This is a genomic window from Microbulbifer sp. NBRC 101763 (genome assembly GCF_040371615.1).
Classification (GTDB): Bacteria; Pseudomonadota; Gammaproteobacteria; order Pseudomonadales; family Cellvibrionaceae; genus Microbulbifer; species Microbulbifer variabilis.
On the sequence record NZ_BAABQV010000006.1, the window covers coordinates 288,677 to 310,801 of the forward strand.

Sequence of the window (22,125 nt, forward strand, 5' to 3'; positions counted from 1 at the left end):
ATTTGCATGTGGGCTACACTTTGTAGTTATAACATTATGCGTATTCGTTGATGTTGTATTTACCTTATAAATTATTTCGGTACACTTCTTCTTAAGATTCTTTGGCAGCTGATGCTACCAGTGTTTCAAATGTCTATCAATTAAGAGGCGCTCTATTTTTGGTGCAGTTGAGCCATAAAACTCTATTGCTCTTAATGGATAGTCAAAAAAGGGATAATAAATACCTTTGCCAGTTTTGACTTAAAGTATTTAGGGTGTGTTTTTGTTGCTTTATGTATTCTTAAGATAAAAAGATGTATCTGTTGCACAGAATTTTTAGCTAATTTTTAGCATAAGTTAAATTTATTTTCCTAATCTTTGCTTCAGCTCTTTGGATGCAGGCGGTTTAACTTAGCCCTATTTGCCTTCATCAGCATTAAGAGCTTCATGGCCAACAAAGGGGTGCGCCTAGACACCTACATTGGCTAGTTCTTCAGTCTGATCCGTTGAACACACCCTCGCATTTTCCTGAGCTGACCAGTCCAGTGGTTTAGCTTGCTAGACAGAGCTAAAAAGATGTTTGCAGAAGATTTTGGGATCTATGGTTGGTCGATGACGGCCGGAACCAGAGCAAGGGGGACAAAAGCCCTGATGAGTGGATGCCACCGTATGAACCGGTCCAGGCAATCTACGTGTAGCGGTTTATGGCGATAGTGGAGAAATATGGGCTGAAGCTCTCGCCGGAAGAGTCAACTCAGATATTGACTCTCCTGGAAGAGTAGGGTCAACTGCTTTTGTATGGCCTTGCACACATTGTAATAATTGTCTTCAGTCTTGAGTACTTGCTAGGCCGTAAGATTTATGAGACCTCCTCCTTCATTTGAGGAGGTTGACGCCGTTCATTGAACATTACCTTTTAGATTGTTAACTTCAATTTGATCAGATTCAATCTTTCCAGAGTAGTCCTCTAATTCTATTATTAAGTGCCCCCCCTCTACAGACTTAATCTTTTCTTTTTTAACATTCTCGTATGTTTTTATCACAGTTTTTTTTGCGAGAATTAATGCTACTCTGTCTAGTCTGATAAGATTAGATAGAGTGGAAGAAGTAAAGGCCCCTCCATCAAATCTATCAAAAGTATAATAAGTGCTTGGGTTTATTTCGTATGATGATTTTTTTTCTACTGAAAAATAATAAATCGTAGATATTGCCAAAAATAATACGCTATATTTAACCTTTTCTCTAAATGAGACTTTCCACTGTTTCAGTATCGTAAAGTAGATTGAAAAAATTATTACAAAGAATAGAAATATATTAAGCAGGGATGGAGAGTATTTCCAGAAAAAATCATACCCAGTAAAGGGGAAAATCATAAGGAATGTGAAGTAAATAATTGCGGTCAAGACAATTTTTATCATAGTGATATTCACTTATAAGTGAGGCCTACCTTGGATTGACAGGCCTCAAAGTAGTTTAAAGCGATTCTATAATGATTACAGTTCTACTACAGCTACCCCAGCAGCCACCAGATCCGAAATACATACCGCCTCCGCTCCAACCTCCACCATACCCTAGACCACCAATACCATAGCCTGGAGCAGCTGTAGTAGGTGAGTTTACAGTTTTGTTCGGACTGCAAGAGTCAGAGTTGCTATCGGCGTTAGCATCATTCTCATATATATCTTTACTATAACTATGCCCGCCCTTAATTGGTGCCGCATCATCATGGTTGTCCCCTTCTCCGGTTGCGAGCGCATGAGCAATATTTCCCACTAATTTTCCAATATCATTAGCGTCGGGGTGGTTTGAGTTATTATAGTTTTGCCACTGTTGTACTACTGCTCCAGCGGTAAGTGCTTCCTGTTCAGTAAAGCCCATTTGATGAGCGGCAGCTCCATAAAACCAATTCCCAAACTCTTGGTCTGCATTGTAATTCGGGTTGTTTTTAAGGTCATAGGTTCGATTAGGTGCAAACATGCTAGCCATAACCGCCGCACTTAACGTGACTTTCCCTCCAGGGAGTTTGCTTGCTGCGATGCCTGCTCTCTTGAATTGCTTCAAGTGCTTATTGATATCAAAATTTGATGGCGGATTTGGGGCCTTCTGACTTGCAGTGCATGCTTGAGCAGAGCTTGAGGTTGCCATGAAAAATACGGGTTCTCTACACATGACGCTGTCACAGCCACCTGGATCAATAGGAGGAATTGTGGTTCCACCTCCTGAGCTGCCTCCTGAGCTGGTTTGTGATTTAACGTCGTAAATCTTTACAATAACCTGGGCTCTTCCATTTACCATAAGGTATGTAATGTCAACATCTTTGTTAGAAGTTAATTTTATGGTTGGAGCAATTTCGACAATGAGAGATTTATTATGTGTATTTAACGAAATTGCGTTAACAGTATCAGTACCTGAGATTGAATTTACGACTAGTTGCTTGGTATTGGAAGACCCTACCTCATATACAGATAATTTATTCTTAGTATCATCAAAAGCAAAGGAGACTATGTCAACTGGTGTTGAAGAAGGGATTTTATCTAGAGAAAAGCAGTTCTGATAAGAATTGGATTTATTTAGTTCAACCTGGACTAGGTCATTTTTTTCAATAACCACACAGTCCATACTGTCAGAGGCGAAAGCTTTACTACCAGCTAACCCCCCAATCAATAGTAAGCCAGAAATAAATCTTGACAAATACATCAATCAATTACCTATTTAAAGTTATCGTTATTGGCCAATAAATATTGACAATCGAAGATTACCAGGGTGACTTTTGGTGCACAACTGTCAAAAATGACCATTTTCATATGCACGGTTGTTAGGAGTGCATATTGATACGCTCTTTGAGAGCCCCGCATACTGTGTGGATATTATTTAACGGTTAGAGCTAGCGAGAGTCTTCTTGCTGGTTGCTTAACAACCATAGGGAACTGTTATTTCTAGTGGTGCCATGTGTATGGTGGTTTTTAGCAGCTTACTGATCTAAAAGTCTTGGGTGGAAGATAAGGGTCGAAAGGTTGATGTTAGAAAATGATAGATAGTAACCATTTTTCCCCGGGGGAAGTTGGGGCTGTTAGTAGGGTGGGAAGTTGAGGGCAATAGTGGAGAAGTATGGGCTGAAGTTCTCACAGGAAGAGTCAGCCCAAATTTTGGCCTTGTCACAGCAATAAGCCATCGTTATACCTTACTGCCCGCATAGTAAATAGCTAGGTGATTGTTATTTGATGACTTCAGCATCAACTACTCTGCAACGGTTGGTGCTCGCGCAGTTATCAGCACAAAGCAGGTTAACACTCCTATCAGCCATCATAGCTGCAAGTAGTACGGACATCACTGCGCCATGATAATCCTGGCTTCGATCAAGGTAAGCAATATTATGATTTACACAGGTTCCTTCAATTGAAATAGTTGAACTCAGCTTTACAGATGTTGAGCTCACGCTAGTAACTTTCAGTCCCTCTTCGCTTGACCATTGGTCAGCTATGGAAGCAGAGGATATGAACAATAGAATGATGCTAGAAATTGGAAGGAGTGGTTTCATTTGAATCAAAGCCGTTAAACACGAGAAGGCTGATTTTATCAATTTTAAAAAGTTGATTCTAGATTGTAGGACGTGTGAGCTACGCCTCCCAGTATCTTCTCTGGCAGTAGTCGCTCAATCTCTGCCAGTGTTCTACACCGGCTCCCGCCGTCTTCTGTATATTCTGACTCCCTAAGCACACCTATGTGGGCGCCAACTTCTTTTTGATATCGATTCTGTGTATGTATACAGTATTTTGGTAGATTGCCTCTGTGTCGACAGAAAGAAGGAGTTGGACCATGACATTCATAGAGGTTGAAGCCGAGATACGCGCTTGCTTGGACACTATTGATATGACCGCAGACACTGCCGACCCGAAGTTAAGGGACATGCTTAAGGTTCAGGTGAACAACCTGAATGCGGCAACCAATGCACTAGTAGATGAGCTGAACAGTCTTAATGAGAGGCAGGCTCAGCTCAGAGAACTATTGAAGTTAAACTACTATGAAATTATCCCTTTATATAGCAGCGGCGTCAGCTGTGGCTTCCCCTCTCCTGCTAATGACCACAAAGAGACAGCCCTTAGCTTTGATGAACATTTAATAACCAAGCCGGCTGCCACTTTCATGTCGAGGGCTAACGGTGACTCTAGGCTGGGTGTGGGTATCTTTGACCGCTCACTGACACCTGTGAATGGTGATGTTGAGGTAGTGGTGCTTGATGGGCATCTAGCTTGCAAAATTTTGGATAGAGGGAGGGGACGCTTGCTGTCTGCAAATGAGAAATACCCACCAATTCCCATCTGGGAGGGCCAGGAACTGATAGTTGTGGGTGTTGTAAAGGCGTCAATTAGGTATCATGGTACTACTTAGTTTGATGCTGTATTTCTATACAGTCCCCTCACTATTTTCGACGCTGTTTGCGTAGGCGGCCATTTCAACTATAAAATCGTTTAAAATCAATGGGTTAAGTTTTTTACCAGTTCTTTTCGGGGTGTGGTGATCGTCGGTTCTAATCTGGCCGCTCCGACCATCTTTCTCTATATCTCATGCGGCTTTCAGCCAGTTTTCCCAAATGAGCGTAAAAAAACCAATTCCCAAGCGTATAAAAACTCTCAATCACTTCCACATTAGTGATTTCGGATCGATGCTAATGCCTCCGAGAAAGAGCTTCTCAGTAATCTCTGCATCTGTTTGGGCGCATATTTCGCTATTTCCTCTGAGTTATGGCTGGTTTTCTTGAGTGGGTGAGAGGCTAGGTCATGAAAGGTTAGCTTGGCATTACTGGGCAAGTCCTGATGAACACCTACGTCATCGCTCACCTCCTTAAGCTGATTTGAAAGCTAGTCGGCACCATTGGTCATCTTGCTTTGCTCTCGACTGTCTCTTTTTGGGTTGATACGAAACTGCAAGCGGACAACGGTTAGTTTTAAGTGATAGCTCCGTAGCTTGATTTATTATTTATCGTAACCCTGAATGTTATGATTAGGTAAACCGTAAATAAACAGTGCGCTTTTCACTCTGCTGATTGGTAGGTTTTCTATCCACTTGCAAATACCAACTTCAGTAATGTACTCATTAAGTAAAAGGCGTCTCATAGTGGTTAGTAGAGATGGCTCTATCGCAATTGTAAGCTCTTGTAAGTCAATTTCCCGGCTGCATTATGGGTTAGCTAAAACTCACAAATAGTCAATTTCTGCCGAATTTTAGGATGGCACAGAACTAGTTTGGGAGCTTTGTCACTTGTATTGATAGGACTAAGTGTGCAGTGGTTTTGTAACAACGAAGACACTTTAGACAGATGTAGGCTAGGGGGTAAGTGCCGTTAATTTAGTAGTGAGCTAGATTTTCGAGGTAGAAAATCATCTGGCAGTGCATAGTTCGATTGCAGCTATGGATATACCAATTGGATAATACTGGCGATTGTTACATTGGTGGGGTCGGCGTATCGCAGGTGCGGGGGCCTGAATTGTAGAGCCATGGCTGACACTCACAAAAAGATCCTCTCTAACTTATTGATTTGATTTCGTGTAAAATACGTCAAAGAGTGCGAAGCTTTACCTGGCAACTTGATCCGGTAGCTCACTTTTTGGGGTTACTATTTAGATAAAAATTTAAATCCTACTTTAAATAAGGGATTTTTTGGAGCTTGAAGGGATGTTTTTATAGAAAGTGGCCAAATAAATAGTAAGTTTCTGGCTCTTTAATAAACTGTTAGAAATCACAAGGCTAAAAGGACAAGAAATTGAAGTATTTGCTTAGGTTAATAGTTGTTACTTTATTTATTACTGCGTTAAGTGGCTGTATTTCTTTCTCAAACATGAGTAAAGATTCTTCTTACTCCGATCTTGGTGAAGATTCAGTGATTATATTGGGTATAAAACCTGATTTCAGGGTTCATATTTATAAAGGGGAAGAATTAGATTATGGATGGGAAATGAATAACGTAGCAGTTACATTGAACACGTTTCCTGAGGGTGGGTATATCGTAGCTAAACTAAGCCCAAGAAGTGACGGTATAAATTATGGAGTTGGTGGTGTGTTACCTGAAGGTATTGGGGGACAGCTTTATATGCCCTGTGGAGGGAAAGAGACTATGACATTTGAGGCTCCGGCTGGGAAAGTCGTTTATGTTGGAAGTCTAGAATTTGTTGGAAGTAACGGATCAAAAAGTTTCAAGGTAACGAATGATTTCGATGATGCTAAAAAATACTTAGAGCAGGAATATCCCTCTTTCTCTAAGCACCTGGAATACAGTGAACCCGCCATTTTAAAAGTAGCCAATATTAGCTGTACTAGAACTATCTATATTCCAGTTGTGAGCTAACCGTTGTTCTAACGATTTTGGCAGGCGACGTCTGCTGTGCAGCCATACATGCTAAAGGCATTAGCTTTCCATCGGAGAACTCATGAGATTACCAGTATTTAAATACTACCCTGATCCAATTGGTACGGGTGCTATTGAGAAAACTAATGAAGAGTGTGAATGTTGCGAGAAGTACAGAGGATATAGAGCAACATCCACAATTTACGCTATAGACGAAGTGGAGACAATCTGCCCGTGGTGTATTTTTGATGGTTCTGCGGCAGCTAAATTTGATGGGGAGTTCTCAAGTTCACATTCGTTGCTATCAGATGCGATTGCGATGGATATTGTAAAAGAAGTGTGTGAAAGAACGCCTAGCTTTATCTCTTGGCAGCAAGAACGCTGGTTATCTCATTGCAACGATGCTTGTGAGTTTCATGGAAATGCCGAGAAATCTGATTTAGAAGAACTCTCCGGTGAAGATTTAAATGAATTTCTAAGCTCCGAGTATATAAGTACAGATATGTGGCCAAGTGTTTTACAGTCTTATGTAAAAGGTGGGGGTTTTGCAGTATATAAATTCATGTGCCGAGGCTGTGGTAAGAATAGGTTTTATACCGATTGTGATTAATAAGAAGATTAAGGACACCGAATGATTGGAGAGAGGTATCAGTTACACAACAAGCATCAGTTCTGGAGACTCTTTATTTTGATTTAGAAGTAAGTGACGTGAATTACTGGGGATTAGTGTTCATGCTTTGGAAAGCTTTGTTTTTGGATATAAAATTGGCAATCGTGACGTTAAGTGTTTGGGGCAGGGCTAGATTGGCAGGGGGGGTAGCAGAGAGGAAGTGCCGGCAGTCGCCCACGCTGTCTACCCAATATTTATTGAGCTGACGACAAGCTTGTTGTACTGCCCCACTGATCCCACCGGGGCTTTAAAGCAGCTTTCAAAATCCCCGGTTGAGATATAGCTAGTGCCTGGGTGAGATACCAAGCCGCTCTAGGATAGGTGGTGTGCTTTTGGCAATACAACCTCGATTTCTGGGATCTAAATACCGGTCACTCTATTCCACAATCTCCAAAAAAGTCTTCCAGCTGAAAGGGTATCCCTTCTGACATATTCAAACGCTCACCACTAACAAACGAAAATAGATCTCTGGGCTGCTCATCATAGACTACTGTACGAGTGCGCCGTTGAATCTAAGTGTAATCAGGTTGTTCAGGTGACTTCGCGATATTGACACAGATCGGATTGAGGTCTACACGGGCTATATAGATGGCGAGGACTCTTTCATCCAGTAAAGCGTGGGATTTAAAGCGGCATACCCAAAAGCGGTCTGTACAGTTGTCTCCAGTATTAGCTTGACGGGCGATAGACTCATTCTCCATCCACAGTGAAGAAATCTATGTGCGGATCAAAAGGGAACGGAAAGCAAAGGCTTGAATATACTAAAAGGGTGGAATAACTCCAGGCACCCAATAATTAAAAACGGGATTCCAAGCAGAATCATCGCACCTCTGTTCGTGGGGCGATATACCCGCTCTGATTCGTATGCCTCTTGGGTGCCAAAGGTAATTAGGTAGCGAATTCGAAGTGGCCATGCTGGTGTCTTGGAGGTTTTTAACAAGCAAACCCTCTTAGCCGACTGAAGGAGAGGGTAAGCGAGCTTTCTCAGTCCCACATGACGTGAACTCACTGCCTGTTTTGCTATATACAGATCTGCCGTTTTAATACTACCGAGTTCACCAGCTACTTAAAGCGGCTTTCAGAATCGCACTGAAGACAGAGCCTATGCTTTGCCAAGATACCTAGCCTTCTGATGATGGAGGAATCCATCAATGCCCTCTAGCTCATGTGAGCCGAGTAAGCGACCAATCCAGCTGCCAGCAACGGAAGTTCCACTTTTGACGGAATCTGAATTTTGGTTTTTCTGCTCCTCGCAGCCCATTCTTTCCTGGGCGGAGCCTAAAGCAGCTTGGCTACCCTGCAAAGTGCCAGTCTGCACCTCTAGCCTTCAACCCTTCACGCTTTTTTGAACCTGTGTAACCAGAATCCCCTCTGATTTGTTGCGGCTATTTATGGGTAAAAACCTGTTGGCACCATATAACAAAAAAAATCAGGAGGTTAATAACTTCGGGGAAGAGAGGCGAGTGAAAGTGCTGTGTATCGACTTGTGTGTACAAGGCAGTGAAATGGGTGCATACAGCTTTGGGTGGGAGCTATGCCTAGCGATGTGGGGTATATCGTGCCCAAGAGGCTGCCAGGTGAGGGGCTGTTTGGAGGGCTCAAGTAGATGACTAGCCCAACCCGCAGATGATCGGTATTGAGCATGCAAGAACTGTCGATATTGAGTGAAAAATGAACAGCTATGCATTTTGCAGCAAAGATCAGCAGCAGCCTCTCATATCTATGGGTAAAAATTAGTAACTCATTGATATTTAAAGGGTTCCCAAATAGATATAAAGCAGCGAAAATGATGAGATATAAAGACACTGCTTTATATCTATTTTGGTTCATTTGCGCCAAGTACAGGTAACTTACTGATTCCTCGAGATTTTTCTTATGCTCGAAGAGAGAAGGGCTTGGAAATATGGAGTAGGGTAATATAAAGAAACTTCTTTTGAATTAACTGTTAGGGCTGCGCGTATGACATCTAGTGGATCAAAGCTTCTAATATCTTTCCTTCTTATCCCAAGTTCTTTATTTCTAATGAGGATTACAGGTTGGTTCGGATTGCTATTTCTTGTCTCTTTGATTTGCTCAACTCTGTTTTGCTTCGATTACGCAGCTGAACTTAGAGCTTTAGAACGGAAAACGAAAATTCAGGAATACATTTCAGTATTGCTATTTTTCCCTCAAGCAATATTTGGTTTAACATCTTTCTTAATAGGAATTTCGATAGCTGTATGGGTTCTATACAATACTTTCGTCGAGAAGCTACCTGAATACTCTGGAGGTGTTTTAACTTTTGGAATTGCTCCAGCATTGATATTGTTTGGTCTGGCTGCACTAAAGTCAGTTTTCTCAAACAAAAGGAACAAGGGAAATGAGCTCTAACAAGGCCATTAAAAATCGCACACTTCGCGTGCTGGACTCGCAACAAGTTGCTCGCCTTTTATATGGCGGCGTTAAGTGAAAATACATATCCATCAGATTCAGGCGTTTTAGTGAAGTACAAAATATTTATTGTTGCCGCTTTATTCTTATCCATAGCGGGTTGTTCAAGTACTATGGGTGGCTATATTGTCCCAGGAGAATCTATTGATCGTAATTTAGTTTACAAGGTTGAGAAGAATACGACTGATGAGAGGGGGCTAGATGAAATTATTTCACTTCAACTAAAGAAGAAAGGGTTGAAGGTTTTTGCTGAATCGTCAGATACTTCTAAAGACTATGATGTGAAAATTGTTTATGGGGGGCAATGGCAGTGGGATGTGACGTGGTATTTACTAAATGTGGATATCCGTTTTTATGAGAAAGAGTCCAGCCTGCTGCTAGCCTCAGCATATTCACATAGAACGTCCTTAGTCAGGAAAAAACCTTCACAAGTAGTTGATGAAGCTATTTCTGCACTATTTACTTTAAACAATAAGGAAGGAAGATGATTAAAAATACACTGCTACTATTTTCTGCGGTATTACTAACTGCCTGTGTTTCAAGCCCGCCTGTTTTGGTCCCAGACTCACTGAATAATGATTCCATTTCGGCAGTTGGTATGACTTGTAGTAGCCCTCATAAACTGTCGCAAGATTGTTCTGGCTTATCAGGACCTACTAAAAAGATCTCTATATCTGGCATGAAAATGAAGGTGGCTGGAACAAGTGATGGTACGGTTATAGTTATGTTTGGAACAAGTTCGATGAGTCCAAATATGCAGGAAATTAATACCAGCTATGAATTGATAAAGCGTGAATTAGTAGCCAATAAAATTGGCATTATTAAGGTAACCCCTGTTATTTCTTCAAATATTCTTTTTGGATATGCCATAGAAACAGATAAGCCATCTTATAAGCTTATATCCAAACAAAGTAGCTAACAATCACTTAACAAATTAAGGCAGCGGACACAAAACTGTGTTTTTGGTCCGTTGCTTAAAGCGTTAACAGTCAGAGGAAATAATTAACCATGTCATGGTTTTGGGATGCTTTTCAGCAGAGTCAGATCTCGGATAATCAAAAACTGAGTAGTGATGCAAAGCATGATGCTAAAGCGGCGCTTTCATCAGTCCGCGAGCTGGAAGAAAAAGTAGATCGTTTATCTTTGCTATGCCATGCACTATTTGAGGAGCTTGAGCGTTCTACAGGGTTCTCTGAGAGTCAGCTTAAAGAAAAAATGGCTGAAATTGACTTACGTGATGGGAAACTAGATGGAAAATTTGACCCCATATCTGGGAAGAACTGCCTTGATTGTGGCCATAAAATACGTAAGTCGCGCCCAAATTGCTTTTGGTGCGGCGCCAGTCTCAAAAGTATTGGCTGAGCCCCAGTTACCGAAGCAATACAGCCGACGTCTTACTTGGTGCACTTCTTGTACGGTCGCTGTGCTCCTATTTTTGTGCAAAAAGCATACAAAGCAAGTTGCTACTGATTGCGGTGTTAAGAGGCAAGAATAGTAGGTGCAATAATCACAGATTATGGAAGATAAAATTAATTCAGCAGTGAGAACGTTTGCTAGCTCGATAAACTCGGATAGTAAATTCATGGCTGATATGTCTGAACTAATTGAAGTGACGTCTCAGCTGCCTCTTTCGAGTTTTGATCACTGGGAACGTTCTATTCGTTCAGAATTTTCCTCGGCTATAAGGGAGTCTGTTCCCCCGAAGTGTGGGGTATGGTCAAAACCCAAGGAGTTAGTAACTTGGCTCGATCTTATTAGCTGGGATGGTTACAAACGTGAAAAAGCACTGCGAGCCCTTTCTGGGGCTGCGCCGAATACTTTCTTTTTCTCTCTGGCGGTTCGTAGACTCAATGATTGGGTGCCTCAAGTCCGTAAAGCCGCAAGGGAAACGCTTCTTGGGGTAGCTAGATCGACTGATCCAAAATTTGTAGTTGATGCACTATGTGTCACGCTTTCTAATTGGAACTCGTGGGGCAGGATAGAAGAAATAGATAAAGAGGTTCTTCTGAAAATTATCTGCGAAGAGGAAATAGCAAAGTCTTTTCGGTCTAAGTTAATTTCATCGGCTTCTGGACCTATGCTTTCACTCTTTTCTCAACTTGGCCGCACACCGATACTTGATGAGAAAATTGAAGAAATAGCTCAGTCTGCAATTCAGCCTACGGTTCGAGCTAAGGCATACCGCAGCTTATTTGAAGGGCGAGTAGCATGGATCGAAGGCCGAAAATGGGTGTGGACTGATATAAGGTACTGTGAAGGCAAGCTAAAACCTATCGTAGGTGAGCGAATGCTAGAAATTGAAATTCCGCTACTAGACTTATTAAAACGATCATCTGAAGATCGCTCGTCCATCGTTAGGCGCCTTTCAGCAGAGATATTGATACGGGAGTTAGGCAATTTAGGTATGAAAGCACGAGTATTCGCTGAGCGTTTTGCTTCAGATAACTCACACTCTGTATCAGAAAGGGGTGAGTTTGCTTTAAAGAAATTAGACGAAGCTGAGCGTGGCAGCGCCTCTTAACAAGCCCATGTTGTCGGATTAGTTTTCCGCTGCGCTACAAACTAGACACAAATGCGAGCATTAAAACTCCAAAGGAATCGCGCATGAAATATGTTTTGTTGGCACTATCTTTAATTGTTTCTTTTTCAGTTTTTGCCAATCCAGTACCCGAGTTTCCGTTTGTGATTGTCACTGAAAAATTGGAGCAAGAAGTTAAACCTGACTTGGTAAAAGTGCGCTTCAGTCTTTCAGCATATGATAAATCGTCAGATAAGGCGATGGATCAACTAACCAAGTTTTCTGCTCAAATGTTAGAAATCTTAAAGAGTAACGAAATTCCTATTTCAAATATCGAATCAACACAAATCGACAAGACCACTAAGCGAGCAAGAAAAGATGGAGCATACAACTTAGATATCTTGGGTTATGAGGTTCAGCAAGGATTCAATTTGCGTATTACTGATCTTACGAAGTACCCTAGCATAATGAATCAGCTAATCCGGTTAGACGGTGTTCAAAATATAGATGCATTCTTTGAAACTACCCGTGAAGATGAGTACAAAGAAAAAATGATTGTTGATCTGAGCTTCAAAACTCGGAAAAAAGCCGATGCCCTTGCTAAGGCCCAGTCTAGAACGGTCAAGAGTGTCTATGGAATTACTACCGAAGAGAATTTTGGGCAGGCATATGCAACTTTTTCATTGGAGTACAGCCCTCAAGCGTATGCTTTAGCCATGGAAGCTGATTCCTACGGTATGGATTTAGTAATGGCAGTTCCTGAATTTATCAAAGTAGGCCAACGAATAACCGCTATATATGAATTGAAGTAGGCGTCGTGCCAAGCTGCTGTAGGCCTAGGTATTGCTAACTTGAGTGATGAATACGAGAAGTCTCTCTCCTTGTTTCTTTACGTCAACTTAGAAAATGGTACTTATGGTAGGGGGGACCTTCACACAATCGGTGAAAATCTAGCTGGTTCGAAAGTTTTTGACCAATAAGAAAATGAAATTCATTCCAACTCTACAAGCTACTTACCATGAGTAGGTAAGTGGTGATATATTAGATCTATGAGGTACCTAGCCTAGGTATTGAGCTTTATGATTTTATGGTCAATATTGTGTTTCGAGTTAGATTAATTTTATTGTTGCTATTTTTGAAAAGCTCTGCAGCCAGCGCTTGTATTAAAATTGAAGATTTTATTTTTGAGAATATAATTTCTGCTAACCATGTTTTTATTGGTAAGGTAGAAAATTATATCGTTGTGGACAAGAATAGATACACCGGAATGCCAAGGCATGCTCTAATAACTTTTTCAGTAGAAGAGGAGTTATTTGGAAAGCGCGATAGCTCTATCGTGGATCTTTTCTGGACTAATTCTACCTTTGGATTGCCCGGTCAATTGGATGAGGATCGCTATTTAGTGGCATCTGCAAAGGTGGGTGGTCAGGGTATCATTGAAACCCAATATCCATTCAAGTTATCAAAACTTGAAGGAGTCTTGCAAGCTCCGTGTACTGCACCATTTTTGCTGAAACCAAGTGTAGATAATATTGAGAAAGCTAAAAAAGCTCTGAGTGTTGTGTCTGCGAGACAGATGAAGTAAGGAATATTCCCATCATTACTTCCTAGGTTTTGTTTGCCGAGCTAGCGACTACTACAGCCACCACCAATGGAAGTCCTATCTTTGATCGGATCTGCGCATTGCTTTTTCTACCCCCGTAGCTTATTCGGCCTTGGATAGTGTCTCAAACGGCTTGGCTACCCTACAAAGTGCAAGTCCGCACCTCGTCTTTCGAACCTGTGTAGCGAGAATCTCTGGATTCGTTACTGCCACTTATAAAGATGGTAGTAGTGAAGGACCTGTTGGCGCCGGATGGTAAAAAATCAGGAGATTAATGAGTTCGAGGAAGAGAGGCGAGTAAAGGTGCAGTGTATCGACTTGTGTTTACAAGATAGTGAGGTTTAGGCATAAAGCTTATGTGGAGGCTAAGCAGGTGATATTGAGCACACCGTGTGCAAGCGCCAGGTGGGTGATGGAGCAGTTTAGAGGGCTCAAGTGGATGGTTAGCCATAAACCTCAAATCTTCGGTTTTTGGCTATTTAGATAGACTGATATTGAGTGAAAAATATACAGTTGTGCATTCTATAACAAAGATTAGCAGCAGCTGCTCCTATTTTTAGGTGAAACTCAGTAACTTATTGATACTTTTAGGATTCTCAAATAGATACAAAGCAGCGAAAATAATGAGATATAAAGACGCTACTTTATATCTATTTTGGTGCATTTGTACCAGGTATAGATAATTGATTGAATTTCTTAGTTTTTTTCCTTCTCGAAGGAGCTAGGGTATATAAATATAAAACAGGGTGATACAAAGAAGCTTCTTTTGAATTAACTGTTAGCTTCAAGATGAAATTATGATAGACATCAGTATTAGAGAAGATATATTAAGTCGCCTAGAGAAGACTGAAGAAAAATTTGGTGTAACGATTCTTATGGCAATCGAATCAGGAAGTAGAGCATGGGGGTTTGCTTCACCTAATAGCGATTATGATGTCCGTTTTATCTATGTAAATAAACCTGAATGGTATCTATCGGTAGATTTGGAAGATAAGCGGGATGTGATTGAATACCCAATAGTTGATGATATCGATTTAAACGGGTGGGATGTAAGGAAGGCTTTGAAACTATTCTGGAAATCAAATCCTGCATTTGTCGAGTGGATCCAATCTTCAATATCTTACATTGATGATGGTTGTTTTCGTGATAAGTCATTAGAGCTGCTGCCTGAAATATATTCTACTGAAAAGGGTATATATCACTACAGAAGTATGGCAAAAACCAATTATAGAGGGTATTTACGTGAGGAAATGGTGCCGCTTAAAAAGTATTTCTATGTCTTGCGTCCATTATTCTCTATACAGTGGCTTGAAGAATATGGTACAGCCGCTCCAATAGAGTTTGAAAAAGTATTATCGTTAGTAACAAACAATGAGTTGCTTGATACAATTCATGCTCTTTTAGAACGCAAAAGGGTGAGCGAGGAAAAAATGCTGTCTCCGGCTATTCCCGTATTGAATCAGTACATTGAGGAGCAACTCACTCGTTTGGAAGATATAAAACTCCCAAAAGCTGATAGAAGCATTGAAATGGCCCAGCTAAATGAGCTTTTTCATTGTGTTTTAGGTAATAAGCTAACAAGGGGCTCAATGTGACGCCTATCGACGAAAATTAGCTCTGCGTTAGGTACCCAGAGGAATTATGAGCGTAAATCTAGAAAAGCACCGAAGAATGAAATTACGTAAGGCTACGGGAACTCGTGTTATTAATTCGCCTGAGCCGGTTCCATTCCATCGTGGTCCCGAATACTTGGTTGCTCATGTATGCTTTAATTGCCGAAAAAGTTATAAAAGACCTGTTGAGTACTCTGGTAAAAAGGCGACTCGATGTCACCCTTGCCCAGGTTGTGGCGAATGTATGTATGAGATGGGACGTAGCTTTAAGGCACCAAAGGCAGTTGATAAGAGGCTGTGGCGTAAGGTACAAATTCTATTCGCTGCTGGGTTCCGATTCATCAGCTGTGGTTCCCATGAGGGCGCCAAGTTACCTGCTGAGTTAAGTGAACTAGAAGGTTTCTTAATCAATAATCAGGTGCACCCGCTAAAGGTAGCAGCACCTAACAAGCTAATGTTGCCGGACGGTTACCGCGATGCGGCAACCGCCGCAAATTAGAGCGTTATGTGAAAGGAAAATCATGAAAATAGTCAGCATCTTCATAGTCTTTGCTGGGCTCATCGTTACAGGATGTGCCACTACAAATACATCTTCTGTGGCGATAACATCAGCAAAGCCGTCACTTACATTTTCGCAAGAAGAAACTTGGAACCTCATGGTTGGAAAATGGTACGGGAGTCAACCGACTAAGGATGGTGGTAAGAGACAAGAGATAGTTGAGAGATTTCCGCAAGGAACCTACAAGATTACTTTTCGTACTTATGACAAAGACGGAAAAATCAAGGAACAAACCGAAGCCGGCCAGTGGGGTGTGTCAGGCCCAGTTTATTTTACAATATTTCGTGGTTGGGTTGAAGACAATCATCTTTCTCCGTCTAACCCCGCTGATCCGTTTAATTATGATGCTTATCGAATCATTAAACTGGATAACGAGATGTTAGAGTATGAGAGCTATAGTTCTGGGAACAAATATGTAATTAAGAAAGTGTCCAATGATTTCCAGTTCCCAGGCTAGTGATTCACATAACAAGCGGCTCAAATATGCAGGCAGCGCCTGCCGGGCTTACTGCTGCGAAGCTCGCTGCTTAGTCGGGCGTTATGTTTTTCAGGAGAGATTTCGCAGTGGGCTGATGAAAAAAATCTTCGATGTGACGAGCCCGATGAAATGATAATGGATCTTTTGTTAGCCAACGATGAGGATAAGCAATATAGGGTTTTATCCCAGCTTGATTTTAAATGCGAAAGTGAAGCTTTTGATAGTGTTGCGTCCAGAATTGCGGAATTATATGAGTGTAGCAAACTCGATTTTCATGAGGTTCCAAGCAAGCTTATTTTAATGAGTTTTCATTCGGTAAATTTAAGCAGTGATCAAGCTAAATGCTGTAGCTGGCTTGATGATGAAACCTGCTTAATTATGCAGGGTATTAAAGAGCAAGGCCCCGCAGAGGTTGAGCTAAAAGGATTCATGGAAATTGTAAAATTAAAACATAACAGGTGCCTGTAATTTGACTTCCGGCCACTGTTACCTTTTGTGCAAAACCCGCACAAAAGTCGCCATCAAAAATTTGCTTGGTGAGCCGGGCACTATTGACAATGGAGTATTGATGTCTCAACCAAAAGATAGAATTGTAGTAGCTAGCGATGTAAATCCAAGAGATGGCATTGGTGTCGAGATTTATAGAGACGACGAACTTGTCATAGAGATATTTCGAGATGATACGGAGAAAACCCGCACTGTCACAGTATTCAAAGAGTCAGTAACTCTTGAGCTAATGCAAGAATGTATTGAAATATTCAAAAAAGAAATCCCATGGGATTTTATTGAGTATGATGAATAAACACATAATAAGCGGTTCCAGAAAAAGAATTAGCGATCGGTAAGATCTGTAGAAAAAGATTTACTCAGACTTGAAGGTTCAAGCAAATGAACATAACTATCACAGGCAAGTTGCTTCGGTCCCGCGGGCCTGTGCGGGTGTTTTGCTCCACCTACTGTGGGCTTTATAAGTTAATTGCAAGAAATTCAGTAAACCCAATGTTTAAAAGCTGATCCCGGACACCTATAGGTTAAATAAATTACTTTAAGCTCACGTATTTTTTCTTTACTGGAATTATTAATAGCTAAGAAGTAGGTATTAGATCAGGCCTGAGATGCCTCCCTCTGATTGATCATAGATTGAGCATATAAGTGGAGCATCGGTATGACTGGTTCGGTTGATAGAGGTTTATTATTACTTGATGTACTGGCAGAGAAATAGATCTAGCAATCGCATACGCTCAGCGTACCGAGCTGTATTTTTCTGACAGAGATTTCAGCTTTTCAGCTGTCTCCAAGTCGGAACTAAACCATATCTGTAGTGGGTAGGACTCAAGAATAACGACATCTTTTACTTGTCCTAGTTGTTCCAGGCGCTGTACTTCGCGTAAAACGGGATCAGGTGTCTTTAGACTGCCTCTCACCATCACACGATGCCATTCGGGCTCATCATCGGCCATTATCCCGCATGCACCTAGAAAAAAGATCAAAGGAATAAGTATTCTCATATTATTAACAAAGGCGCCCAAGGGCGCCTTTTTCCGAACTTGAGTGTGGTATTTTCACTTTATGGATAAGTGGCAATCCAATCCTGCAAGGTAGTATACACTGTGCTGGTTAAGCGAGTTCCGCAGTTCTGTGAGGGCGATCCAGTGGTGTGGATTCCGCGAACGGTGTTATTAGTATCTTTAATCCCACTGCCACTTTGGCCACCAGCTGTATCTAATGTATAACATACTCTATAGGTACTTGAGGATGTACTACCTGAGTCAGTCCACATAGTAGCAAATGGCTTATCTCCTGGGTATCCAGTAACGCTATGGGTTCCACTCGAATAGACCCCCCATCCTGAATATCCATTGTGAGGTGGTTCTGCTAATACAATAATCGCATAGTCATAGTTAGTGTCTCCATTATTATGCCATGCGGTGGTAGTCACAGCATTGGTCCAGGTTTCACTGCCCCAGGGTTTATAACTACCAGATTGGGCCACCGTGAAATCAAGAGAACTGAACCAGTTGCCGGAACCATCAGAAACACAGTGGCCTGCCGTTAAGACATGTTTTGCTGTAATCAATGTACCGGTACATCCCACATCAATGCGGCCATTATACCAGTGGGGATTTTGCACAGTATTAGTGATTTGAACTCTGTCGTCAGTGCCTATTACAACTGTGGGTAGCAGTCGTTCCTGACCTTCGATCATAGTGGGCAATTGCCCTTTAGAGGAAAAAACACTTGCATCCAAGCCTTGAGACTCAAAAATCGCTATAGCTTGCTCCAGCAATGAAAGCGATTTCTCATCTACGTCTGCTACATATTGCTTACCGTCTGGAGTAACCGCAATGGCGCTTAAAGAAGAGGTGCGCTCTATTAACGTATATTCTTTCTTTACAGCAGTCTCGTCTACTACCGGCTGCTTGGCAACATTATGCCCGCTGATGAAACTTGCGGCTTGGTCTATCTCAACAAAATTGTAAAGGGGATCTGCATATGATGCCCCTGAGAGTACTGCTAGTGAAAGAAAAATATGAGTTCTATTCATATCTAATCCCTCTAAATTAATAGATGTTTAGTAGCGGTACGACCATTTTTATTTTCACACTTAATTCTTGTGCGGGCGCATAATATAGTACTTTCGTGCATATTTACAACTCGATGATTGTAAATTAGAAGCTAACCAGCGCCAGTTTTCATACCAAAGAATGCTCTAAGTATTTCAAGAAATAATTAACATTCTTTATATGAAGAATTAAAAAAGCCCGCAGTTGTTGATATTTTTTGAAATGCTAAACAAATGATTAAAGATATTCTTTCAGTCAGGCTTTTAAGAAACCATTATTTTTTGTACTTTTACAAGTATGAAAAAAATTATCAGCAATAATTCCATATAAAATCTATGAAAGTCACACTTGATAATTTAGAAATGCTAAATTAATCGGCTTGTGTGAAATCTGATGTCACCTGTTTAGCTTATCCTATGAACAGAAATTACACCTTAATCAATATATTTTCATATATAGTTTTGTTAGTTTAGAAAGATACGGTAGGTACTGGAGTGCAATGATTCTGGACGCCCAAAGATTGGGAGTCTGGAATTTAGGTGAGAGTTTTATGCAGCAGTGTGCTGGATGGCATATTTTCTTCAGCGAAAATAGCAACATGACACCTAAACCTCTTTTAGTGTCATAAAGGGGCAAGTGGAAAATCCAGGATAGGTGTGCTGCAAATTTGAGAAGTTTAGTGGGTAGATTTTGTTTGTTTAGTTGTTTGTTTCGGTGGGTGGTTGGGTAGGGCTAAGAATATATTGACAATCTCGTAGTCCATATACCTTGCGCTTACTCTACTATATTTAGATCTGTCGATTCTGTTATCTGTTTGGAGCGACTTTCAAAGTCACGATTTAGGAGTGTGATATCTTCATTGAAGTTGTTCCAGCTCTTGCCGCCAGGCAGTTCTGGAAGGAATTACTTGCTGAATAGGCTGGCGACATATTGGCTTTCTGCCACGAGAGGGGGCAATGATAGAGGGGGTTAACGATTCTACAATGGGCTACTTTGAGAAACCATGTTGCATCGTGTCCATATAGGCTTGCTCCAAGTAACTTATGGCCGGGTCTGCAATCAAATAATTTCTACCATTTGTTAATGGTCATTTATTTAGAATTTAAGGGATCGTTGGGTACCTTCCATTGAATCCTTACTAGTCATACTTTTATTTTAATGGTGAGTATATGTTCATATCTCTCATACGAACTTATGTTTTCCTTTCTTGTCCTCCGTAAATAGATAGCAACTTAGCGCAATGGTAACTTGCACACAAATTAGGAATGTTGATTTTCCTTAAAGAGTGCGGACCCTGATTTGATGTGCCTGCAATATGCATTTTATCGCCTTATTCAGTTTGTTCGACGCTTTGCTTGGTTCAAATGGTTGTACTTCACTTATTAGCATGGCGACAATGGCGGCCTAAAGTAGGAGGGGTCAATAATGATAAAAATAACAGCCAAATGGTTTGGTGGAGCTCTATTAATTGGGGTGGTTGCAGTTTCAGCCTTTGCGGCCAATGCGATCTATTTTAAGCCTTGGACTATAAATGTGTATTTTGAAAGGGCATTCATCAAAATTCAAAGTACCAGCCCGGAAACGCTGTCAATTTTACGGATTCTTGAACAATTTGGATTTGATGGCCACAATGCCCATCTTGATGATATTTCTGAAAAGATGGTACAACATAAGCTTCAGATAGTTAAGGATGAGCTATCTACTTTAAGGAAGTATGATCGATCTAGTCTCAATGATCGACAGGCAATTTCCTATGATATTTTTGAGTACTACCTGGAAAGCATGGTAGAGGGAGATCGTTGGAAACATCATAACTATCCTCTCAATCAGATGTTTGGTGTTCAATAAGCTGCCGGAATTTCTTGTTGAGTTGCATCAGATTAATAGTATCAAAGAGGCTGATTATTATCTTTCTCGCTTAAGTGAAGTGGATAGAAAATTCTCTCAGGTATTAGATGGATTAAGAATTCGGGAACAGAAAAAGATCCTGCCTCCGCGCTTTGTAATTGATCGTGTGTTGAAGGAAATGCAAGGATTTATTGATGTTCCAGCTCAAGAAAACATACTCTATACCTCTCTGGAAGAGCGTCTGAGTGCGCTTGAAACTCTACCAGACCATGAGCGTACACGTATCCTTGATAGGGGTAAGATACTAATAGAAACTGAGGTCTACCCCGCGTACGTAAGCTTGATCGCCTATTATCGAGAATTGCAGCTTAAAGTTACAGGGAGCCATGGAGTTTGGGCTCTTCCGGAAGGTGATGAGTTTTATGCCTATCAAGCACGTGTTCATACCACTACAAATCTGACTCCTGATGAGCTGCATGATACTGGCTTGAAGGAAGTGACACGCATAGAGGAGGAAATGAATACGATCTTTGCTTCTATTGGCCTTGATAGCGGTAGTATCAAATTTCGTTTTTCAGCAATCAATAGTGACCCTCGGTTTATTTATGAAGATTCTGATAAAGGACGCGAGCAGATTATCAGAGACTATCAATTGATAATTAATGAAATTAATGAAGGTATTGATGACTATTTCAATTTAAAACCGACAGCGGGAGTAGAGGTTCGACGAATAGCAGAGTTCAAAGAGCAGGGTGCACCTAAAGCATACTATATGCCCCCAGCAATTGATGGCTCACGCGGAGGAGTATTTTATGTGAATCTGCGCGATGTTAATGAAACCAAGAAATTCAGCATGCGAACTTTAGCTTACCATGAGGCAGTTCCAGGGCATCATTTCCAGGAAGGGATTGCGCAGGATCTAGAGGAGCTGCCAACTTTTCTTAAGGCAGTATCAAATACTGCTTATTCAGATGGCTGGGCTCTCTATACTGAGCAACTTGCAAAAGAGATGGGTTTTCAAGATGATCCTTATGATGAACTTGGACGATTGCAAGATGAGATGCTTCGGGCTGTACGTTTAGTGGTGGATACCGGCATACATCACAAGCGTTGGGGTCGGAAAGAGGCAATTGAGTACATGGTGGAAAAGACCGGTATGGCGAGAACTGAGGTCACCACTGAGGTTGAGCGTTACTTCGTAATGCCAGGGCAAGCTGTGGCTTATAAAACTGGCATGTTGAAAATACTGGAATTACGTGAACGTGCACGTCAAGAACTAGGAAATAAGTTTGATATCCGTGAATTCCACGATGTTGTATTAACCAACGGCGCTGTACCCCTGATGGTATTGGAGCAATTAATTGATCAATGGATAGTCAATAAAAAGGGCTTGGAGAGTTAATAGCGGGGGCGTTTCAGTGGATACCCTTTACTGTTTCAGAGTTATTATGCATTAGTTGTAGTGGAGCTAAACAAGGCTCTTTGAAACGTTTGAATTCGAAGTTGAGCTTAACTCATTT

General features: G+C 41.2%; 20 protein-coding genes. 16 read left to right on the forward strand and 4 right to left on the reverse strand.

All coding sequences use genetic code 11. From position 1 onward, the window contains the following. Window positions 1-878: 878 nt before the first annotated feature. Both ABWV76_RS16570 and ABWV76_RS16575 read right to left on the reverse strand, forming a co-directional pair. Window positions 879-1,397: a hypothetical protein gene (locus ABWV76_RS16570; protein WP_353376639.1), complete on the reverse strand. Its 519-nt coding sequence runs from the start codon at window positions 1,395-1,397 to the stop codon at window positions 879-881. Between the two features lie 55 nt (window positions 1,398-1,452). Then, window positions 1,453-2,676, reverse strand: coding sequence for a polymorphic toxin type 44 domain-containing protein (locus ABWV76_RS16575; protein WP_353376640.1), 1,224 nt, complete (start codon window positions 2,674-2,676; stop codon window positions 1,453-1,455). A 1,119-nt stretch (window positions 2,677-3,795) separates the two neighbouring features. Here ABWV76_RS16575 and ABWV76_RS16580 point away from each other — a divergent pair. From ABWV76_RS16580 to ABWV76_RS16645, 14 genes are all read left to right on the forward strand, one after another. After that, on the forward strand, window positions 3,796-4,368 hold the full coding sequence (locus tag ABWV76_RS16580; protein WP_353376641.1) for a LexA family protein: 573 nt from the start codon (window positions 3,796-3,798) through the stop codon (window positions 4,366-4,368). A gap of 1,372 nt (window positions 4,369-5,740) precedes the next feature. Further along, window positions 5,741-6,322: a hypothetical protein gene (locus ABWV76_RS16585; protein WP_353376643.1), complete on the forward strand. Its 582-nt coding sequence runs from the start codon at window positions 5,741-5,743 to the stop codon at window positions 6,320-6,322. An 82-nt stretch (window positions 6,323-6,404) separates the two neighbouring features. Then, complete coding sequence (locus tag ABWV76_RS16590) at window positions 6,405-6,932, forward strand: CbrC family protein (protein ID WP_353376645.1); 528 nt, start codon at window positions 6,405-6,407, stop codon at window positions 6,930-6,932. Between the two features lie 2,540 nt (window positions 6,933-9,472). Next, a complete protein-coding gene (locus ABWV76_RS16595) occupies window positions 9,473-9,910 on the forward strand; it encodes a hypothetical protein (RefSeq protein ID WP_282953027.1) in 438 nt (145 codons plus the stop codon). Beyond that, window positions 9,907-10,341 carry a hypothetical protein gene (locus ABWV76_RS16600; protein WP_282953028.1) on the forward strand — a complete coding sequence of 145 codons (435 nt, stop codon included), beginning with the start codon at window positions 9,907-9,909 and terminating at the stop codon, window positions 10,339-10,341. Before ABWV76_RS16595 ends, ABWV76_RS16600 begins: the two co-directional genes overlap by 4 nt. 89 nt (window positions 10,342-10,430) lie before the next feature. After that, window positions 10,431-10,784 (forward strand): hypothetical protein, encoded by a 354-nt coding sequence (locus tag ABWV76_RS16605; protein ID WP_353376646.1) that lies wholly within the window; start codon window positions 10,431-10,433, stop codon window positions 10,782-10,784. Between the two features lie 154 nt (window positions 10,785-10,938). Then, complete coding sequence (locus tag ABWV76_RS16610; RefSeq protein ID WP_353376647.1) at window positions 10,939-11,943, forward strand: hypothetical protein; 1,005 nt, start codon at window positions 10,939-10,941, stop codon at window positions 11,941-11,943. 83 nt (window positions 11,944-12,026) lie between these two features. Then, the gene (locus tag ABWV76_RS16615; protein ID WP_353376648.1) at window positions 12,027-12,752 is read left to right on the forward strand and encodes an SIMPL domain-containing protein; all 726 of its coding nucleotides are present in this window, start codon (window positions 12,027-12,029) and stop codon (window positions 12,750-12,752) included. 275 nt (window positions 12,753-13,027) lie between these two features. Next, on the forward strand, window positions 13,028-13,525 hold the full coding sequence (locus ABWV76_RS16620; RefSeq protein ID WP_353376649.1) for a hypothetical protein: 498 nt from the start codon (window positions 13,028-13,030) through the stop codon (window positions 13,523-13,525). 815 nt (window positions 13,526-14,340) lie between these two features. Further along, entirely contained in the window at window positions 14,341-15,138 is a 798-nt protein-coding gene (locus tag ABWV76_RS16625) for a nucleotidyltransferase domain-containing protein (RefSeq protein ID WP_353376651.1), read from the forward strand. 46 nt (window positions 15,139-15,184) lie between these two features. After that, window positions 15,185-15,655, forward strand: coding sequence for a hypothetical protein (locus ABWV76_RS16630; protein ID WP_353376652.1), 471 nt, complete (start codon window positions 15,185-15,187; stop codon window positions 15,653-15,655). 22 nt (window positions 15,656-15,677) lie between these two features. Further along, on the forward strand, window positions 15,678-16,172 hold the full coding sequence (locus ABWV76_RS16635; RefSeq protein ID WP_353376653.1) for a hypothetical protein: 495 nt from the start codon (window positions 15,678-15,680) through the stop codon (window positions 16,170-16,172). A gap of 156 nt (window positions 16,173-16,328) precedes the next feature. Further along, a complete protein-coding gene (locus tag ABWV76_RS16640; RefSeq protein ID WP_353376654.1) occupies window positions 16,329-16,661 on the forward strand; it encodes a hypothetical protein in 333 nt (110 codons plus the stop codon). A gap of 100 nt (window positions 16,662-16,761) precedes the next feature. Next, window positions 16,762-16,995 carry a hypothetical protein gene (locus ABWV76_RS16645; RefSeq protein WP_282953037.1) on the forward strand — a complete coding sequence of 78 codons (234 nt, stop codon included), beginning with the start codon at window positions 16,762-16,764 and terminating at the stop codon, window positions 16,993-16,995. Window positions 16,996-17,434: 439 nt separating this feature from the next. Here ABWV76_RS16645 and ABWV76_RS16650 read toward each other — a convergent pair whose 3' ends face one another. Beyond that, entirely contained in the window at window positions 17,435-17,653 is a 219-nt protein-coding gene (locus ABWV76_RS16650; RefSeq protein ID WP_282953038.1) for a hypothetical protein, read from the reverse strand. Between the two features lie 107 nt (window positions 17,654-17,760). Beyond that, window positions 17,761-18,738, reverse strand: coding sequence for a trypsin-like serine peptidase (locus ABWV76_RS16655; RefSeq protein WP_020413292.1), 978 nt, complete (start codon window positions 18,736-18,738; stop codon window positions 17,761-17,763). 1,444 nt (window positions 18,739-20,182) lie between these two features. Here ABWV76_RS16655 and ABWV76_RS16660 point away from each other — a divergent pair. Together ABWV76_RS16660 and ABWV76_RS16665 are read left to right on the forward strand one after the other, a co-directional pair. After that, the gene (locus ABWV76_RS16660) at window positions 20,183-20,605 is read left to right on the forward strand and encodes a hypothetical protein (protein WP_353376655.1); all 423 of its coding nucleotides are present in this window, start codon (window positions 20,183-20,185) and stop codon (window positions 20,603-20,605) included. Further along, entirely contained in the window at window positions 20,595-22,007 is a 1,413-nt protein-coding gene (locus ABWV76_RS16665) for a DUF885 domain-containing protein (RefSeq protein WP_353376657.1), read from the forward strand. The genes ABWV76_RS16660 and ABWV76_RS16665 overlap by 11 nt, the downstream gene beginning before the upstream one ends. Window positions 22,008-22,125: the final 118 nt, after the last annotated feature.

What these genes read in the sequence shown, in the direction of transcription:
- ABWV76_RS16570 (WP_353376639.1), bottom strand. Translation starts at nt 1,397, where the DNA reads ATGATAAAAATTGTCTTGACCGCAATTATTTACTTCACATTCCTTATG.
- ABWV76_RS16575 (WP_353376640.1), bottom strand. Translation starts at nt 2,676, where the DNA reads ATGTATTTGTCAAGATTTATTTCTGGCTTACTATTGATTGGGGGGTTA.
- ABWV76_RS16580 (WP_353376641.1), top strand. Translation starts at nt 3,796, where the DNA reads ATGACATTCATAGAGGTTGAAGCCGAGATACGCGCTTGCTTGGACACT.
- ABWV76_RS16590 (WP_353376645.1), top strand. Translation starts at nt 6,405, where the DNA reads ATGAGATTACCAGTATTTAAATACTACCCTGATCCAATTGGTACGGGT.
- ABWV76_RS16600 (WP_282953028.1), top strand. Translation starts at nt 9,907, where the DNA reads ATGATTAAAAATACACTGCTACTATTTTCTGCGGTATTACTAACTGCC.
- ABWV76_RS16605 (WP_353376646.1), top strand. Translation starts at nt 10,431, where the DNA reads ATGTCATGGTTTTGGGATGCTTTTCAGCAGAGTCAGATCTCGGATAAT.
- ABWV76_RS16610 (WP_353376647.1), top strand. Translation starts at nt 10,939, where the DNA reads ATGGAAGATAAAATTAATTCAGCAGTGAGAACGTTTGCTAGCTCGATA.
- ABWV76_RS16615 (WP_353376648.1), top strand. Translation starts at nt 12,027, where the DNA reads ATGAAATATGTTTTGTTGGCACTATCTTTAATTGTTTCTTTTTCAGTT.
- ABWV76_RS16620 (WP_353376649.1), top strand. Translation starts at nt 13,028, where the DNA reads ATGGTCAATATTGTGTTTCGAGTTAGATTAATTTTATTGTTGCTATTT.
- ABWV76_RS16625 (WP_353376651.1), top strand. Translation starts at nt 14,341, where the DNA reads ATGATAGACATCAGTATTAGAGAAGATATATTAAGTCGCCTAGAGAAG.
- ABWV76_RS16630 (WP_353376652.1), top strand. Translation starts at nt 15,185, where the DNA reads ATGAGCGTAAATCTAGAAAAGCACCGAAGAATGAAATTACGTAAGGCT.
- ABWV76_RS16635 (WP_353376653.1), top strand. Translation starts at nt 15,678, where the DNA reads ATGAAAATAGTCAGCATCTTCATAGTCTTTGCTGGGCTCATCGTTACA.
- ABWV76_RS16640 (WP_353376654.1), top strand. Translation starts at nt 16,329, where the DNA reads ATGGATCTTTTGTTAGCCAACGATGAGGATAAGCAATATAGGGTTTTA.
- ABWV76_RS16645 (WP_282953037.1), top strand. Translation starts at nt 16,762, where the DNA reads ATGTCTCAACCAAAAGATAGAATTGTAGTAGCTAGCGATGTAAATCCA.
- ABWV76_RS16650 (WP_282953038.1), bottom strand. Translation starts at nt 17,653, where the DNA reads ATGGCCGATGATGAGCCCGAATGGCATCGTGTGATGGTGAGAGGCAGT.
- ABWV76_RS16655 (WP_020413292.1), bottom strand. Translation starts at nt 18,738, where the DNA reads ATGAATAGAACTCATATTTTTCTTTCACTAGCAGTACTCTCAGGGGCA.
- ABWV76_RS16660 (WP_353376655.1), top strand. Translation starts at nt 20,183, where the DNA reads ATGATAAAAATAACAGCCAAATGGTTTGGTGGAGCTCTATTAATTGGG.